This window comes from Xylanibacter sp. (assembly GCF_057607445.1).
Genome location: NZ_DBLZAX010000008.1, coordinates 112109 through 129000, shown reverse-complemented (window position 1 = coordinate 129000; position 16892 = coordinate 112109). Strand labels below are relative to the sequence as shown.

Here is a 16892-nt window from a genome sequence, read left to right as displayed (position 1 = left end):
GATAGCACAAACTTTAATTTTTGATTTATTTAGATTAGTTATTGCGCATGTAAATAATACACTTTTCTTAAATTTTGTTCGTTTTTTACGTTGATTTTATGTAGATTTGCGCCATAATAAATTAAAATATCCAGTTCTTTTAACTGACACTATGACAAAAGTTATTAAATTACGTAAAGGATTAGACATTCACCTTAAAGGCAAGGCCGAGAAAGTAAAAATGAAAATCAATATTGGCAAAGAAGTTGCGCTTTGCCCGGATTCTTTTCCCGGAATACAGCCTAAAGTTGTTGTAAAAGAAGGTGAACATGTAAAAGCAGGTGAAATCTTATTTGTCAATAAGCAATTCCCATCAGTGGGTTTTTCTTCTCCTGTCAGTGGAAATGTTTCTTCAATTGTACGAGGTGAAAGAAGAAAGGTTTTACAGGTTGTTATTAGTTTGGACGAAAATCAGGAATACGTTGATTTTGGAGTAAGAAATGTTAATGATGTCTCTTCGAAAGAAATAATCGACTCATTGTTGCGTGCAGGGCTTTTCGGTTATATAAATCAATTACCTTATGCGATATCTACAAATCCAGATGTTTTGCCAAAAGGAATATTTATTAGCGCATTACGCGATAAACCCCTTGCTTGTGATTTTGAGTATGAACTGATAGGTAATGAAATAGATTTTCAAACGGGTTTGACTGCTTTATCAAGGATATCGAAGACATATTTGGGCATTGGACGTAATCAGTGTTCTGAAAGTTTGCGCCGTGTGAAGGATGTTGAGGTAAACATATTTGATGGTCCGTGCCCGGCAGGTAATGTAGGCGTTCAGATAAATCATATTAATCCTGTGAATAAGGGAGATGTTGTTTGGACCGTAGATCCTACTACTGTCATTTATATTGGAAGATTATTTAATAAAGGTAAAGTGGACTTACATCACACAATAGCTATTGTTGGAAGTGAAGTGCATGAGCCTTGTTATGCTGATGTCTTGGTAGGGCAGAAGATAGAAACTTTATTGAAAGATAAAATTTCACACGAAAGAAATGTCAGAATCATTAATGGAAATGTACTTACAGGACGTAAGTGTTCTTTAAATGATTTTGTAGATGCTCATGCTTCAGAACTGACTGTGATTCCTGAAGGTGATGATACAAATGAACTGTTTGGATGGATTATGCCGCGTTTCAAGGACTATTCTGTTAATAGAAGCTATTTTAGCTGGTTGACGAAGAATAAAGAATCTACATTAGATGCGAGAGTAAAAGGTGGCAGAAGAAATATGATAATGAGTGGAGAGTATGACAGCGTATTGCCCATGGATATTTTAGGTGAATATCTTATAAAAGCAATAATTGTTGGAGATATTGACAAAATGGAGGCATTGGGTATATACGAAGTCTCTCCTGAAGATTTTGCTTTGCCTGAATTTGTTGATTCTTCAAAACTGGAACTTCAAGATATAGTGAGAAGAGGGTTGGATATGTTGCGTAAAGAGAATGCTTAAATATTACTTAATATGTTGAGAAATTATTTAGATAAAATAAAGCCTTTATTTGAGGATGATGGAAAGCTCCATTGTTTTCGTAGTGTTTTTGAAGGTATAGAAACATTTTTATATGTTCCAAATTCCACATCAAAGACGGGGACAAATATACATGACGCTATTGATTCAAAGCGTATTATGAGCATTGTCGTGATAGCATTGCTGCCCGCTTTATTATTTGGTATGTATAATGTCGGTTATCAGAATTATTTGGCTGCTGGCCGGTTGGCTGATGCAACTTTTTTTGATCTCTTCATATATGGATTTCTCGCCGTTTTGCCTAAAATTCTTGTTAGTTATATTGTTGGCTTGGGCATCGAGTTTATTTGGGCTCAGATGAAAGGGGAAGAAATTCAAGAAGGTTATCTTGTTAGTGGAATATTAATACCTTTAATTATACCAATTAATTGCCCGCTGTGGATATTGGCTATAGCTGTAGCGTTTTCTGTAATCTTTGTGAAGGAGATTTTTGGCGGTACAGGTATGAATATCTTTAATGTGGCGTTGGGAGCACGTGCATTTTTATTTTTCTCTTATCCAACAGAAATGAGTGGTGATAGCGTGTGGGTAGCAAATGACACAATATTTGGTTTGGGTAATGTCTTGCCTGATACATTTACGCAAGCAACACCTTTGGCTCTGACAGCACAGAATCTGAGTATTGGATATGACCTTCGTGAGCTTATTGTCGGTTTAATTCCTGGTTCTATTGGTGAAACAAGCGTAATTGCTATAGGCATAGGAGCATTAATACTATTGTTTACGGGCATCGCAAGTTGTAAGACAATGTTTAGCGTCTTCTTTGGCGGGGCATTTATGGCCTTTGTCTTTAAAGAATTAGGTATGACATCTATTACATGGTATGAACATTTGTTCCTTGGAGGCTTCTGCTTTGGTGCTGTGTTTATGGCTACTGACCCTGTTACATCTGCAAGGACTGAAACAGGAAAATATATCTATGGATTTCTTATTGGTGTTGTTGCAATAGCGATAAGGATTATGAATCCTGGATATCCGGAGGGAATGATGCTCTCAATATTATTAATGAATATGTTTGCGCCTCTTATTGATCATTGTGTCGTTCAGCACAATATTTCAAAGAGAGCTAAGCGTACTTCACAAAAAATCTAAATTAATAGCATTATGGCAAAAGATAAAAAGATATTGAATACTAATTCAAATATTTATACCATCGTTTATTCTGCGATAATTGTTGTTGTTGTTGCTTTTTTGCTTGCATTTATTTCAAGTTATCTGAAGCCTGCACAAGACGTAAACGTCGCATTAGATAAGAAAAAGCAGATATTGGCAGCACTTAATATTCGTGGGCTTAGTGATAATGAGGTAGCTGAACAATACAAAAGTATTGTAGAAAGTGATGATGTTATAAACTCCGATAATCAGATTTTGACAAAAGGAACAAAAGGAGGAGAGCAGGCCGGATTTAAATTAAATAGTGCAGACTTCAAAGCTGGACGTCTTGCTTTGTATGTCTGCAAGATTAATAATGAAACAAAATATGTTATACCCGTATATGGAATGGGCCTTTGGGGACCGATAAGCGGATATATAGCAATTGATTATGACAAGAACACCGTTTTCGGAGCATATTTCACACATGAAAGTGAAACGGCAGGCTTGGGTGCAGAAATTAAAGATAATATAGAATGGCAAAAACAGTTTATCGGTAAAAAACTTACAAAAGATGGTGTTTCCGGTATAGCTCTTTCTGTGGTAAAAAAGAATGACGTTAAAGACAAACACACGCAATGTGATGGCATAACTGGAGCGACATTGACATCTAATGGTGTTGACTTAATGCTAAAGGATTGTTTAGGCAAATATATGAGTTTTCTTAATGACAAATAAAAAATAATGTGTTATGGGAAAGTTAATTTCAAAAGAAAATAAAAAGATTTTCACCACGCCGTTGAGTGTAGATAATCCTATACTTGTTCAGGTCCTTGGTATTTGTTCTGCCTTGGCTGTTACTTCTCAATTGAAACCTGCGATAGTTATGGGGCTTGCTGTAACAATCATTACGGCTTTCTCAAATGTAATAATATCTCTTATAAGACATACCATACCCAACCGAATCAGAATTATAGTCCAGCTTGTAGTTGTTGCGGCATTAGTAACTATAGTAAGTCAGATTCTAAAGGCTGTGGCATATGACGTAAGTGTGCAGTTGTCTGTATATGTCGGTCTTATTATTACAAACTGTATATTAATGGGACGTCTGGAAGCTTTTGCTATGATAAATAAACCCATTCCAAGCTTTATAGACGGTTTGTCAAACGGTCTTGGATATGCGATGATATTGGTAATAGTCGGTGCTGTGAGAGAATTTCTTGGTAGAGGTTCTTTGCTGGGAATACAGATTATTCCTGACAGTTTCTATGATGCCGGTTATATTAATAACGGTATGATGACAATGCCGGCTATGGCATTGATACTTCTGGGTTGTGTTATTTGGATACATAGGGCATTCTTTTCCGAAAAAGATTAAATGTTTTGAATAAGATATTTGTTATGGATCACATTATAAGTTTATTTTTCAGGTCAATATTTGTTGACAATATGATTTTCGCATTCTTTCTTGGAATGTGTTCGTTTCTAGCTGTTTCAAAAAATGTTAAGACCTCATTAGGGCTTGGTGTGGCAGTTACTTTTGTTCTTATTATCACTGTACCTGTTGACTATTTGTTGCAGGTCTATGTATTAGGACCAGACTGTCTTGCGGAAGGCGTTGATTTGTCATATTTAAGCTTTATTCTATTTATTGCCGTTATAGCCGGAATAACGCAACTTGTGGAGATGGTTGTAGAAAGATTCTCACCATCTTTATATTCTTCTTTAGGAATATTTTTACCTTTGATAGCTGTTAACTGTGCTATTATGGGAGCGTCCTTATTTATGCAGCAGCGAATAAATCTCGATCCGTCTAATTCTCAGTATATCGGTTCTGTTGTAGATGCTGTGGTATATGCGGCAGGTAGCGGAATTGGCTGGACCTTAGCAATTGTTTCTATGGGAGCTATAAGAGAAAAAATGCAATATTGTGATGTGCCACGTCCCTTGCAAGGGCTAGGCATTACATTTATAACGGTAGGTCTCATGGCGATGGCAATGATGTGTTTTTCTGGATTTAAAATATAAATTTAATATGGTACAGTTTATTTTTACGAGTATAGCAGTATTTCTTATAATAATTCTTTTGCTCGTTACTATTTTGCTGATAGCAAAGCGCTATTTGTCGCCAAGCGGCAATGTCAGTATCAATATAAATGACAAGACAACTATATCGGTGCCTCAAGGAGCGTCGCTGATGTCTACACTGACAGAAAATGGTATATACCTTCCGTCTGCCTGTGGTGGAAAGTCAAGCTGCGGACAATGCAGGCTTCAGGTGCTTGAAGGAGGTGGGGAAATTCTTGATTCAGAAAAACCACACTTTACACGTAAGCAAATAAAAGATCATTGGCGACTTGGATGTCAATGCAAGGTGAAGGGTAATTTAAAGATTAGAGTTCCAGAAAGTGTTTTGGGCGTAAAGGAGTGGGAATGTACTGTAATCAGCAACAAAAACGTAAGTTCTTTTATTAAAGAATTTATTGTTGCCCTTCCTGAAGGCGAGCATATGGACTTCGTTCCAGGATCATATGCTCAAATTAAAATACCTGCATATGATTGTATTGATTATGACAAGGATATTGACAAAGACAGCATAGGGGAAAAATTTCTTCCGATGTGGGAGAAGTTTAATATATTCTCGCTAAAGGCAAATAATCCTGAACCAACAATTAGGGCATATTCAATGGCAAACTATCCTGCAGAAGGCGACAGAATCATGCTTACAGTCCGTATTGCCACGCCTCCTTTCAAGCCAAGGCCTCAGGTCGGCTTTCAGGATGTTCCTACAGGAATAGCGTCATCTTATATTTTTAGCCGTAAACCTGGTGATAAGGTAATAATGAGCGGACCTTATGGAGATTTCCATCCTATTTTCAACAGCAAAAAAGAGATGATTTGGGTTGGCGGTGGAGCTGGTATGGCTCCTTTACGTTCACAGATAATGCATATGACGAAAACGTTGAATGTTAGAGATCGTGAACTTCATTATTTTTACGGAGCAAGGTCGCTTGCAGAAGTGTTCTATCTTAATGATTTCTTGGAATTGGAGAAGGAGTTTGATAATTTCCATTTCCATCTGGCATTGGATAGACCGGATCCTGAAGCAGATAAGGCCGGTGTAAAATATACGCCAGGATTTGTACATCAGGTAATGTATGATACTTATCTTAAGTTTGTCGACTCTCCTGAGGATATTGAATATTATATGTGTGGTCCTGGTCCAATGAGTAATGCAGTAGTAAAGATGCTCGACAGTCTAGGAGTTGAACCTGAGTCGATAATGTATGATAATTTTGGATAATTGGGCAATGTTTATGCCTAGTATCTTAGCAATAAAGCCGAAAGAGAAATATTTTAATATTCTTTTTCGGCTTTATTACGTTCAGTTATTGAATGTCTTTTGTATGAAAAGAACTATTCTATATCTTTTACAATTGGTTACAGTCTTCCGTTCAATGGGCTTTTATGATTAAAAATATATGGAGACCAATCTTTATTTTAGAACCAAAGACAAGCATTTCCGCAGCATTCTGTTTTTTGTCAGTTTTCTTAATATAGTGTAACTGCGACTATATTTTTTATCCGGCAATGGGAACAGGCCGCAATCTTCAAGGCGTTTCAAGCGTGAGCTAAGCTGTTTAGAAGAACGTGTAAGCCTTATAATGCTGAAGATGTAATCAATCGTAAGTTGTGAAACACGTCTTTGTAATGCCTGGCTGTCTGCGATTGGCAATTGTTCAGATAGTTCTTTCAAATGAAATATAATGTGTTCTATGTCATTCAGGCGTTTTAGTATAAGTCGGGGATCTTTATCCTTTATCGAATCAGATGGTCGTTTCTTGTATGAATAGGCGACAATGTCTGTGCTGTAAACTTTTTCAGCACGTAGAAAAAGTTGTGGGGTGAATTCTTCATCCGTATTCAATAAGCTTGGGTTGAAACGTAAGTCCAACAATATTTTTCGGTTAAATATATAACCCCATGCCGTGGCATGAAGATTGTTGTGACGCATATAGTGGGCACCATCCATAGGCTCCGGTATATAAAAAGATGATGTTTCCTTCTTTTTACCGGAAGAGTTGAACAGTACAATATCGGGTACGTTATATCTGACTATATCCAAACAATGTTCGTATGCATCAGGGATTAGTTTATCTTCACCATTAATAAATTGTATAAAGTTACCAGAGGCCATTCTTAAGCCAAGGTTTCTTGCTGAACTGACGCCGTTCTTTTTCTGTCTGACATATATTATTTCATCGCGATATTTTTCTAAACGGTCAATTATCGAAACATCAGAACCGTCGTCGATAACGATTATTTCTTTCTCTTGTGTTCTAAGCGATAGGCCTGTGATGCTGTCTAGGCATTCAGTTATTTGTTTTACAGGCAGGTTTCTGCATGTAATAATAAAACTTACTAAGGGACTATTGCTGCTGTCAAAACTAGTATTCATAATTGCAAAATTAATGTTTAATTTGCAAATTTGCAACATTACAGATTGCTTAATAAGTATTTTTATTGTATATAATAATCTGTATTTAGGCGAATGGTAGTGTTATATAATTTGCATTTTGTGTCTTAATCAAACAATGTCGTTTTTAGCGGGTTTAAGGCTGGTTAACATTGCTGTATGCAAAAATTAACTTTCGGCGGATTTGCGTTAACACTTTTGTCGCGTGTACTCTAGCTTTGCTTTTGTTCGATAAGTAATACCGATAGGGTGGTTTCTGTTCGGTTTTCCTGTTTTTAGTAGGGATGTTATCATTGATTTATGATTATTTCTACACAAAAACATATTGTTTTATAAGTCAAAACACATTGATTTGTGTTATGAAACATGCTTAATTAGCCGGTAAAAGGCGGTATATTATAGGTGCGTTTTTTATGTATTCTCTAAGCGGTATTTTAAGTGCTTGATATTCAGGTCGTTATGTCGGTGCTGTTTTTGTGCCTGTTTCGCAGAAAATTATAGACCAATATTGGAAATAATATGAAATATAAGGCTTGAATTTAACACAAATGCGATAATTTAACTGACATTAGGTTAATATACGTTTACTTGGCATGTGGAATGTTTGCCGGTCTATTGTTATGTTTTTATTTGCATGGAATATCAGGTAATACATAAGTCAGTTTTTATTTGAAACGTTTGTATAAATGATTTAAAATTAGTACTTTTGCGTCCGATTAAAGGAAAGTATAAAACTAATTTCAATGAATATATCTTATAAGTGGCTCAAAGAGTATGTCGATTTCGACCTGACTCCACAAGAAGTGTGTGACGCACTTACGTCAGAAGGTCTTGAAGTTGATGCTCTTGAGGAGGTTCAAAGCATCAAAGGCGGCCTGAAAGGCCTGTATGTAGGCAAGGTGCTTACATGTGAAATGCATCCAAATTCTGATCATCTGCATGTTACGACCGTTGACTTGGGTCGTGAGACTCCGTCGCAAATTGTTTGTGGCGCACCAAATGTTGCCGCCGGTCAGAAAGTTATTGTTGCAGACTTAGGATGCGTGTTGTATGATGGTGACAAGGAATTTGTCATTAAAAAGTCAAAATTACGCGGAGTAGAAAGCTTTGGAATGATTTGTGCTGAAGACGAAATAGGCGTTGGCACAGATCATAACGGCATAATAGTTTTGCCTGAAGATACCAAGGTCGGTATGCCTGCTGCAGAATATTATAATCTGGAAAGCGACTGGCTGATAGAAGTAGATATAACAGCCAACAGGGCAGATGCCCTTTCTCACTGGGGCGTAGCGCGTGATTTGTACGCTTGGCTCGTGCAAAATGGATACAAAACATCACTTCATCGTCCTGATTGTGAAGCATTCTGTGTTGACAATGAAGATTTGCCTGTAGAAGTAACCATTGAAAACAACGAGGCCTGCAAGCGTTATGCATGTGTAAGTATTACTGGATGTGACGTAAAGGAAAGTCCTGAGTGGCTTCAGAATAAATTACGCACAATTGGTCTGAGACCGATAAATAATATAGTTGACATTACAAACTACATCATGATGGCCTATGGACAGCCGCTACACTGCTTTGATGCGGACATGGTTAAAGGACATCATATTGTCGTTAAGACAATGCCGGAAGGCACGCCATTTGTTACGCTGGATGGCGAGGAGCACAAACTGAGCAATCATGACCTCGCGATATGCAATGAGGAAGATGCCATGTGTATAGCCGGTGTGTTTGGTGGAAAGGGTAGTGGTACATATGATTCAACCACAAATGTAGTTCTTGAGAGTGCATATTTCCATCCTACATGGATTAGAAAGAGCGCGCGTCGTCATGGACTTAGCACCGATGCGTCGTTCAGATTTGAACGTGGTATTGATCCCAATGGAGTAATTTATGCTTTGAAACAGGCCGCCATAATGTGTAAGGAACTTGCCGGTGGTAAGGTTTCAATGGAGATAAAGGACGTTTATCCGGAGCCAATACAGGACTTCAAAGTGTCATTGAAATATGACTATGTCAATAGCCTTGTGGGAAAGGAAATACCTGTAGAAACGGTTAAAAGCATTGTTACAAGCCTTGAAATGAAGATAGAAAGCGAAACTTCTGAAGGTCTTGAACTGTGCGTGCCGCCATATCGTGTTGATGTTCAGCGTCCATGTGACGTTGTAGAGGACATACTCCGAATATATGGTTATAATAATGTGGAAATCTCTACACAGCTTAAAAGCTCATTGGTTATTAAGGGCGATGAAGACAACAAGCATAAGCTTGAAAACCTTATAGGCGAACAGCTCGTAGGTGATGGCTTTAACGAGATTCTTAACAATTCTCTGACAAAGGCTGCATATTATACAGACCTTAATTGTTATAGTCAGGAAAATCTTGTTAAGATTATGAATCCGCTGAGTTCTGACCTGAATGTTTTAAGAGGAACATTACTTTTCGGCGGCTTGGAGAGCATAGCATACAATGCAAACAGAAAGAATCCTGATCTTAAATTCTTCGAGTTCGGCAATGTTTATCATTATTCTCCCGAAAAGAAGAACAATGACAATCCAATGCAGGCTTATAAGGAAGAAACACATCTTGGACTATGGATAACAGGTAAGCGAATATCAGGAAGCTGGATTCATGCAGATGAAGATTCTTCGTTCTTTGAACTTAAAGCTCATGTGTTGAATATATTCCGCCGTATTGGTTTGCCATTGGGAAGCGTTGTTTTCAAGGAGAGTTCTAATAATATTTACCATAAGGGACTTTCTGTCATGAATCGTGGAGGCAAACTTCTGGCAGAGTTAGGCATTATATGCAAGAAGCTGCAAAAGGCTATGGGCATAGAGAACGAGGTTTATTATGCAGATATCAATTGGACTGCTGTTACAAAGGCTGTAAGAAAATCGACAATAAGCTTCCGCGAGATAAGCAAATATCCTGCTGTGAGCCGTGATCTGGCTTTGTTGCTCGATAAGGATGTAAAGTTTGAAGCAATTGAGCGTATTGCATATCAGTCTGAAAAGAAATTCCTTAAGGAAGTTGACCTTTTCGATGTTTATGAAGGTAAGAATCTTCCGGAAGGCAAAAAGAGCTATGCCGTCAACTTTATCCTGCAAGATGAAAGCAAGACATTGAACGACAAGCAGATAGATGCTATAATGACAAAGATTATAGCTAACTTGAAGAAAGAGCTTAAAGCCGAACTTAGATAAAACTTTTGTTGAATATTAAAATATAGATATAATGGGAAGAGCGTTTGAGTATCGTAAAGCTACGAAATTAAAGAGATGGGGCCACATGGCCAGAACATTTACAAAAATTGGTAAGCAGATAGCTATAGCTGTGAAAGCAGGTGGACCGGATCCGGACAACAATCCTCATCTTCGTTCTATCATTCTTAACGCTAAGCGTGAGAATATGCCGCTTGAGAATGTTAAGCGTGCAATCAAAAACGCTATGGGTAAGGATCAGAGTGATTATAAGGAGGTTACATATGAGGGATATGGTCCTCACGGAATAGCCATATTTGTTGATGCTGCCACTGACAACACAACACGAACGGTAGGAAACGTAAGAGCTATATTTAATAAATTCAGCGGCAACCTCGGCACAATGGGAAGTCTGTCTTTCCTTTTTGATCATAAATGTGTGTTCACATTCAAGAAAAAGGATGGTGTTGAAATGGATGAGCTGATACTTGATCTTATCGATTATGGTGTTGATGACGAATACGACACAGATGAGGAATCAGGTGAGATAACCATCTATGGCGATCCGAAATGTTTCGGTGAAATTCAGAAACACCTTGAAGAGAACGGCTTTGAAGTTACCGGTGCTGAGTTTACACGCATACCTAACGACCTGAAAGACGTTACACCGGAAGAGCGTGAAACTATCGATAAGATGGTTGAGCTGCTTGAGGATGATGACGATGTTCAGAACGTTTATACAAACATGAAACCGGAATAATCATTCCTTGACTTTTTGTAATAATGAAAAGTATATCTTATAAGACTTCAGGTACTTGCAGCCAGATGATTAATCTAAAGGTTGATGATAATGACTGCATAGTAGACGTTAGCTTTGAAGGCGGCTGCAACGGAAACTTACAGGGAATATGTTCCTTGGTAAGAGGGATGAATGTCAACGATGTTAAAGCGCGGTTAGACGGAATACGTTGTGGCTACAAGGCGACAAGTTGTCCTGATCAGCTTTGTAGGGCTATTGATGAACTTTATAAGTAATAAATAGTCAAATTTTTTGCCGTTAATCCAAATGTACTTAGAACTTGGGTTAACGGCAAAATTATATATCAGGTTTGATTCTATTTGGTATTGTATTCTTTTGGAGTGATTTTTACATCCAATAGTATTTGGCCTTTGTTCTTCGTTGAATAGTAAGTGTATGCAAAGTTGAAACCGTTTTCTTTGTAGTTGCGTATTCCTGTCGCATCTTTTATTCCTTTTATCAGCTCTGCTTTCGCCTGCTTCTTGTCTAATGCAGTTGTATCAGCCTTGCCCTTTATTGAGTAATAATAGTGTATCGTGCGGGAGTCTTTTTCGTATGTCATACTATCGTTTGTGACATATTCAGATACTTTCATGGGACAATTCTTTTTTGTAAACTCTTTGGCTTCACGTTCGGCCCTTTCCTCGAGGCTTTCATGGCATGAGGCCAGAAAGACGGCAACAAATGGAATAAACAAATACTTTTTCATAAATCCTCTTTATTTTGTTTGCAAAAGTAATTAATATCTTTTGATAAGAACCAATGTATATTGTTTTTTTTATTTTATTCATAAAAACGGCTAATTTATTAGGAACGAAATGCATTTTTTTGTATATTTGCGTTCCAAAAATAAATTACTGATGAACGAAATAAGAAACTTCTGTATAATCGCACATATTGACCACGGAAAATCAACTATAGCTGACCGACTTCTTGAGTATACAAAAACCATTCAGATAACAGAAGGTCAGATGCTTGATGATATGGATTTGGAGCGTGAACGTGGAATAACAATCAAAAGCCATGCAATACAAATGGAGTATGAGTTGAACGGAGAAAAATACATACTTAATCTTATTGACACTCCGGGGCATGTCGATTTCTCTTATGAAGTTTCACGTAGTATAGCTGCATGTGAAGGAGCCTTGCTGGTTGTTGATGCAACTCAGGGTGTTCAGGCTCAAACTATCAGTAACCTTTACATGGCGTTAGAGCATGATTTGGAAATTATTCCTGTTATAAACAAAATAGATATGCCTTCTGCTATGCCCGACGAAGTTGAAGATGAAATTGTAGACTTGTTGGGTTGTGACAGAACGGAAATAATTCGTGCGTCAGGAAAAACCGGTGAAGGTATTCCGGAAATTCTTAATGCAGTTGTAGAACGTATTCATCATCCGTCAGGTAATCCTGATGCCCCTCTACAGGCTCTTATTTTTGATTCTGTATTCAATTCTTTCAGGGGAATTATTGCTTATTTCAAGATTGAAAATGGCAGTATAGCAAAAGGTGATAAAGTTAAGTTTTACAATACTGGAATGGAGTATACTGCTGACGAAGTTGGCGTATTAAAAATGGATATGATTCCGCGACAAAGGCTGTCAACTGGAGATGTCGGATACATTATCAGCGGTATAAAAGACAGTAAGGAGGTTAAGGTCGGTGATACTATTACGCATGTGGCACGTCCATGTGAGAAAGCTATCTCTGGATTCCAGGAAGTGAAACCAATGGTGTTTGCTGGCGTTTATCCTATAGACCCGTCGGATTATGAAAATTTGAGAGCATCATTAGAGAAGTTGCAGCTTAATGATGCGTCTTTGACTTTCTCACCGGAATCGTCTGTAGCGTTAGGCTTCGGCTTCAGATGCGGCTTCTTGGGACTTCTTCATATGGAGATAGTTCAGGAGCGTCTTGACCGTGAGTTTGATATGGACGTGATAACAACAGTGCCGAACGTTTCATATATGGTTTATGATAAGCACGGCAATGTTAAAGAAGTACATAATCCGTCAGGACTACCTGACAGTACATTGATAGACCATATAGAGGAACCATATATCAGAGCCTCAATAATAACAAGTTCTAATTTCATTGGCCCGATAATGAAATTGTGTCTTGACAAGCGAGGTGAGCTCATAAATCAAGAATATGTTAGTGGCAATAGAGTTGAACTTCATTTTATGATTCCTTTGGGCGAAATCGTCATTGACTTTTATGATAAATTAAAAAGTGTATCAAAGGGTTATGCGTCTTTTGATTATCATGTTGACTGCTTCCGTCCTTCAAAACTTGCCAAACTTGACATATTGTTGAATGGTGAACCTGTAGACGCCTTGTCTACTTTAACTCATCAGGATAATGCTGCAACCTTTGGGCGACGTATGTGTGAAAAGTTGAAGGAGCTGATTCCGCGTCAGCAATTTGATATTGCAATTCAGGCTGCTATCGGAGCAAAAATAATAGCAAGAGAAACAATTAAATGTGTCAGAAAAGACGTAACAGCAAAGTGTTATGGAGGAGATGTCAGCCGTAAGCGTAAACTTCTTGAAAAGCAGAAGAAAGGAAAGAAGAGAATGAAGCAAATCGGTAATGTCGAAGTACCTCAGAAGGCTTTTCTTGCAGTATTGAAATTGGATTAATCTTAATCAAGAAGAAGGAGGACACAATGAAGGAAGTATTGAAAACAACACGGGACATAGCACGTGAGCTTGCGCGTAAATATAGTACGATGACTCATGATGAGCTAGACATATTAGAGAATATCCTTGTGCCGATGAAATTTGCAAAGGGGCAGATGATTCTAAGTGAGGGCGAGATATGTAAGCACATTTACTATATAGAGAAGGGGCTTGTCAGGCAATTCTATTTTAAAAAAGGTAAAGAAGTTACAGAGCATATGGCTGTTGAGGGCAATATCGTTATGTGTATAGAAAGCCTTTTTAAAGAAGAACCTACGAGTCTGCAAGTGGAGGCTTTGGAGCCTGTATTGATATATGCTTTACCAAAAGCGCGTTTGGAGGAAGTTGCTCTGCATAATGTGAATATACAAATATTGTACAGGAAAATATTGGAGGAGTCATTAATCCTCTCACAGATACATGCAGATTTACTTAGGTTTGAAACTGCGCAAGACAGATATCGCAAAATGTGTAAACTGGCTACGCAAGTAACACTTCGTGCCCCATTGGTTTATATTGCAAGCTATTTGCAGATGACTCCCGAAACATTAAGTCGAGTACGTTCTAATATAGTATTAGGTTAAATGTCTTTTATTTCTATCTAAAATGGGTAGAAATAAAAGATATTTTAAATATTTGTGGTATTATCAGCTCTTGAGGCCTGCTAATTTAATAAGTTTTGAAAATATTTGTAAGAAGAATATTGTCAAAAATATAATGCTGTCTTTGTGAAGACAATCTTCTGTAAAGAATAGTTTTTACAATAATGTAATTTTATGCATATAAGATGCGGTTTATATCTCCGTAGTATATATTTAAATGGTACATAAAATTACTTTTATATTTAATAACTTTACTCAATTTTGAAAGTAAAGTTGGCGTGAAATCTGTTAATCACAGATGGATTTTATTAGAATACGCCTATAAAATAGAATCCTTAATGATAAATTGTTTATAAGTAGGCTTATTCAATTAAAAAAAATAGAATTTGTTCTTGTTTTAAAAATAATTTTAGTACTTTTGAACTGTCTTTTGAGATGATAGGATCAATTGGTCTCAAAATGATTTAAGAAATGCAAACTTTAAATCTTATATATATACAACTATGAGTTATCTTCGATTCGAAAAAGCTCTTATGACTAATCTTGAAGAATCTCTTTCAAGAGAGTTGTTGCGTACAAACCGTTCAGGGGCTTATTCATGTTCTACAATTGTGGATTGTAACACTCGTAAGTATCATGGTTTACTTGTTGTTCCTGTTCCGGAATTAGATGATGATAATCATGTTTTGCTTTCATCGTTAGACGTTACTGTGGTTCAGCATGGTGCTGAGTTCAATTTAGGACTGCATAAGTATCAAGGTAATAACTTTAGTCCAAAAGGGCATAAATACATTCGTGAATTTTATTGTGAAAAAGTGCCTACAACAATTTATCGTGTTGGAGGAGTTCTCTTGAAAAAAGAAGTTGTTTTTCAGCATTACGAGCATCGTATATTGATACGTTATACATTGTTGGATGCACATAGTGAAACAACCTTAAGATTCAAGCCTTTCATGGCATTTAGAAGTGTTAACCAATGCACGCATGAGAACAATACAGCCAGCCGCGACTTTCAGATGGTTGACAATGGTATTAAAACTTGTATGTATGCAGGTTATCCTGATCTATATATGCAGTTTAGCAAGGCAAATGAATTTGTTTTTGTCCCTGATTGGTATCGTGGCATCGAATATCCGAAAGAGCAAGAACGCGGCTATTCTTATGTTGAAGACCTATATGTCCCCGGATATTTTGAGATGAACATAAAGAAAGGTGAAAGTATTGTATTTGCAGCTTCAACTTCTGAAATTAAAACAAGTACAATGAAGCACCTTTTTGACAAAGAAGTAGATGACCGTTCTCCGCGTGACAATTTTTTCCATTGTTTAGTGAATGCGGCCCATCAGTTTCATAATAGTGCCAATAAGACAGAGAGGTATCTTCTTGCTGGATATCCGTGGTTTAAATGCCGAGCTCGTGATGCATTTATATCTCTTCCTGGACTAACCCTTTCAATAGACGAGCAAGATTATTTTGAACTTGTTATGAAAACGGCAGAAAAGGGGTTGAGAGAGTTTATGCAAAACAAGCCACTTACAGTTAAAATTACGGAGATAGATCAGCCGGATGTTATGTTATGGGCAATTTGGGCTATACAGCAATATGCAAAGTCTGCCGGTGACGAAAAATGCATAAGCATGTATGGTAAGTTGATAAGTGATATTATATGTTATATCATAGACGGCAAACATCCAAATTTGCGTCTCGACACTAATGGTCTTCTTTATGCAAATGGCCATGATAAGCCGATAACATGGATGAACTCTATTGTTAATGGTAAGCCGGTTGTACCAAGATCTGGTTATATAGTGGAATTTAATGCTCTATGGTTTAATGCACTTAAGTTTGGAGCTAAATTAGCAAAGCAGAATAACAATGAGACAAAAGCTAACCAATGGGAAGACTTGGCAGAATCATGTAAACAATCATTCGTAAGGACATTCTTGAATGATTATGGATATCTGTTTGATTATGTGGATGGCAATATGATGGATTGGAGTGTGCGCCCGAACATGATATTCCCGGTTGCTTTTGATTATTCTCCTTTATCACCAGAACAGAAAAAAAGTGTTTTGGATATTTGTACACGTGAATTGTTAACTCCTAAAGGATTACGTTCGCTTTCACCTAAGAGCGGAGGTTATAGTCCTGTATGTTCAGGAGCAAATCGTGATTACTCTTATTATCAAGGTCCTGCATGGCCTTGGCTTGGCGGATTCTATATGGAGGCTTGTCTAAAACTATATAAACGTACAAGATTAAGTTTTATTGAAAGGCAGATGGTTGGATACGAGGATGAGATGATTATTAATTGTCTAGGAACTATTCCGGAACTATTCGATGGTAATCCGCCATTCAAGGCTAGAGGAGCGATATCTTATGCTATGAATGTCGCTGAAATTCTTCGTACTTTAAATCTTTTGGAAAAATATTCATATGTAAAATAATCGAGGAGGGAC

The 16892-nt window shown here is 37.3% G+C and carries 14 protein-coding genes; 12 read left to right on the top strand and 2 right to left on the bottom strand.

Annotated elements, in window-relative coordinates; genetic code table 11:
• The first annotated feature begins 151 nt into the window (after window positions 1-151).
• From ACZMIG_RS07960 to nqrF, 6 genes are read left to right on the top strand one after another with little or no spacing between them, the layout of a single operon-like run.
• Entirely contained in the window at window positions 152-1501 is a 1350-nt protein-coding gene (locus ACZMIG_RS07960; RefSeq protein WP_418874305.1) for a Na(+)-translocating NADH-quinone reductase subunit A, read from the top strand.
• A 12-nt stretch (window positions 1502-1513) separates the two neighbouring features.
• Window positions 1514-2671 (top strand): NADH:ubiquinone reductase (Na(+)-transporting) subunit B, encoded by a 1158-nt coding sequence (locus ACZMIG_RS07955; RefSeq protein ID WP_303053361.1) that lies wholly within the window; start codon window positions 1514-1516, stop codon window positions 2669-2671.
• Window positions 2672-2683: 12 nt separating this feature from the next.
• Complete coding sequence (nqrC, locus tag ACZMIG_RS07950) at window positions 2684-3409, top strand: NADH:ubiquinone reductase (Na(+)-transporting) subunit C (RefSeq protein ID WP_021855481.1); 726 nt, start codon at window positions 2684-2686, stop codon at window positions 3407-3409.
• 13 nt (window positions 3410-3422) lie between these two features.
• The gene (locus tag ACZMIG_RS07945; RefSeq protein WP_021855480.1) at window positions 3423-4049 is read left to right on the top strand and encodes an NADH:ubiquinone reductase (Na(+)-transporting) subunit D; all 627 of its coding nucleotides are present in this window, start codon (window positions 3423-3425) and stop codon (window positions 4047-4049) included.
• A 23-nt stretch (window positions 4050-4072) separates the two neighbouring features.
• Window positions 4073-4699, top strand: a complete 627-nt coding sequence (gene nqrE, locus ACZMIG_RS07940) for an NADH:ubiquinone reductase (Na(+)-transporting) subunit E (protein ID WP_021855479.1) — start codon at window positions 4073-4075, stop codon at window positions 4697-4699.
• 7 nt (window positions 4700-4706) lie between these two features.
• Window positions 4707-5975 carry an NADH:ubiquinone reductase (Na(+)-transporting) subunit F gene (gene nqrF / locus ACZMIG_RS07935; RefSeq protein WP_021855478.1) on the top strand — a complete coding sequence of 423 codons (1269 nt, stop codon included), beginning with the start codon at window positions 4707-4709 and terminating at the stop codon, window positions 5973-5975.
• 192 nt (window positions 5976-6167) lie between these two features.
• On the opposite strand, the gene ACZMIG_RS07930 is transcribed toward nqrF, so the two are convergent.
• Window positions 6168-7130, bottom strand: coding sequence for a glycosyltransferase family 2 protein (locus ACZMIG_RS07930; protein WP_288951104.1), 963 nt, complete (start codon window positions 7128-7130; stop codon window positions 6168-6170).
• A 761-nt stretch (window positions 7131-7891) separates the two neighbouring features.
• On the opposite strand from ACZMIG_RS07930, the gene pheT reads away from it, so the two are divergent.
• The 3 genes from pheT to ACZMIG_RS07915 are packed head-to-tail and all read left to right on the top strand — an operon-like array spanning window position 7892 to window position 11386.
• The gene (gene pheT, locus ACZMIG_RS07925; RefSeq protein ID WP_482694108.1) at window positions 7892-10354 is read left to right on the top strand and encodes a phenylalanine--tRNA ligase subunit beta; all 2463 of its coding nucleotides are present in this window, start codon (window positions 7892-7894) and stop codon (window positions 10352-10354) included.
• A 31-nt stretch (window positions 10355-10385) separates the two neighbouring features.
• Entirely contained in the window at window positions 10386-11111 is a 726-nt protein-coding gene (locus ACZMIG_RS07920; RefSeq protein WP_021855475.1) for a YebC/PmpR family DNA-binding transcriptional regulator, read from the top strand.
• 23 nt (window positions 11112-11134) lie between these two features.
• A complete protein-coding gene (locus ACZMIG_RS07915) occupies window positions 11135-11386 on the top strand; it encodes a TIGR03905 family TSCPD domain-containing protein (protein WP_021855474.1) in 252 nt (83 codons plus the stop codon).
• An 80-nt stretch (window positions 11387-11466) separates the two neighbouring features.
• On the opposite strand, the gene ACZMIG_RS07910 is transcribed toward ACZMIG_RS07915, so the two are convergent.
• On the bottom strand, window positions 11467-11859 hold the full coding sequence (locus ACZMIG_RS07910; RefSeq protein WP_021855473.1) for a DUF8479 domain-containing protein: 393 nt from the start codon (window positions 11857-11859) through the stop codon (window positions 11467-11469).
• 151 nt (window positions 11860-12010) lie between these two features.
• On the opposite strand from ACZMIG_RS07910, the gene lepA reads away from it, so the two are divergent.
• The 3 genes from lepA (at window position 12011) to ACZMIG_RS07895 (ending at window position 16880) form a co-directional block, all read left to right on the top strand.
• Entirely contained in the window at window positions 12011-13792 is a 1782-nt protein-coding gene (gene lepA / locus ACZMIG_RS07905) for a translation elongation factor 4 (protein WP_418874302.1), read from the top strand.
• A 26-nt stretch (window positions 13793-13818) separates the two neighbouring features.
• Window positions 13819-14415, top strand: a complete 597-nt coding sequence (locus tag ACZMIG_RS07900) for a Crp/Fnr family transcriptional regulator (protein WP_021855470.1) — start codon at window positions 13819-13821, stop codon at window positions 14413-14415.
• 521 nt (window positions 14416-14936) lie between these two features.
• Window positions 14937-16880, top strand: coding sequence for a glycogen debranching enzyme N-terminal domain-containing protein (locus ACZMIG_RS07895; RefSeq protein ID WP_487889415.1), 1944 nt, complete (start codon window positions 14937-14939; stop codon window positions 16878-16880).
• The last annotated feature ends 12 nt before the right edge of the window (window positions 16881-16892 follow it).

Excerpts from the sequence above, each read along its gene's own strand:
- ACZMIG_RS07960 (WP_418874305.1), top strand. The coding sequence starts at position 152 with ATGACAAAAGTTATTAAATTACGTAAAGGATTAGACATTCACCTTAAA.
- ACZMIG_RS07955 (WP_303053361.1), top strand. The coding sequence starts at position 1,514 with ATGTTGAGAAATTATTTAGATAAAATAAAGCCTTTATTTGAGGATGAT.
- nqrC (WP_021855481.1), top strand. The coding sequence starts at position 2,684 with ATGGCAAAAGATAAAAAGATATTGAATACTAATTCAAATATTTATACC.
- ACZMIG_RS07945 (WP_021855480.1), top strand. The coding sequence starts at position 3,423 with ATGGGAAAGTTAATTTCAAAAGAAAATAAAAAGATTTTCACCACGCCG.
- nqrE (WP_021855479.1), top strand. The coding sequence starts at position 4,073 with ATGGATCACATTATAAGTTTATTTTTCAGGTCAATATTTGTTGACAAT.
- nqrF (WP_021855478.1), top strand. The coding sequence starts at position 4,707 with ATGGTACAGTTTATTTTTACGAGTATAGCAGTATTTCTTATAATAATT.
- ACZMIG_RS07930 (WP_288951104.1), bottom strand. The coding sequence starts at position 7,130 with ATGAATACTAGTTTTGACAGCAGCAATAGTCCCTTAGTAAGTTTTATT.
- pheT (WP_482694108.1), top strand. The coding sequence starts at position 7,892 with ATGAATATATCTTATAAGTGGCTCAAAGAGTATGTCGATTTCGACCTG.
- ACZMIG_RS07920 (WP_021855475.1), top strand. The coding sequence starts at position 10,386 with ATGGGAAGAGCGTTTGAGTATCGTAAAGCTACGAAATTAAAGAGATGG.
- ACZMIG_RS07915 (WP_021855474.1), top strand. The coding sequence starts at position 11,135 with ATGAAAAGTATATCTTATAAGACTTCAGGTACTTGCAGCCAGATGATT.
- ACZMIG_RS07910 (WP_021855473.1), bottom strand. The coding sequence starts at position 11,859 with ATGAAAAAGTATTTGTTTATTCCATTTGTTGCCGTCTTTCTGGCCTCA.
- lepA (WP_418874302.1), top strand. The coding sequence starts at position 12,011 with ATGAACGAAATAAGAAACTTCTGTATAATCGCACATATTGACCACGGA.
- ACZMIG_RS07900 (WP_021855470.1), top strand. The coding sequence starts at position 13,819 with ATGAAGGAAGTATTGAAAACAACACGGGACATAGCACGTGAGCTTGCG.
- ACZMIG_RS07895 (WP_487889415.1), top strand. The coding sequence starts at position 14,937 with ATGAGTTATCTTCGATTCGAAAAAGCTCTTATGACTAATCTTGAAGAA.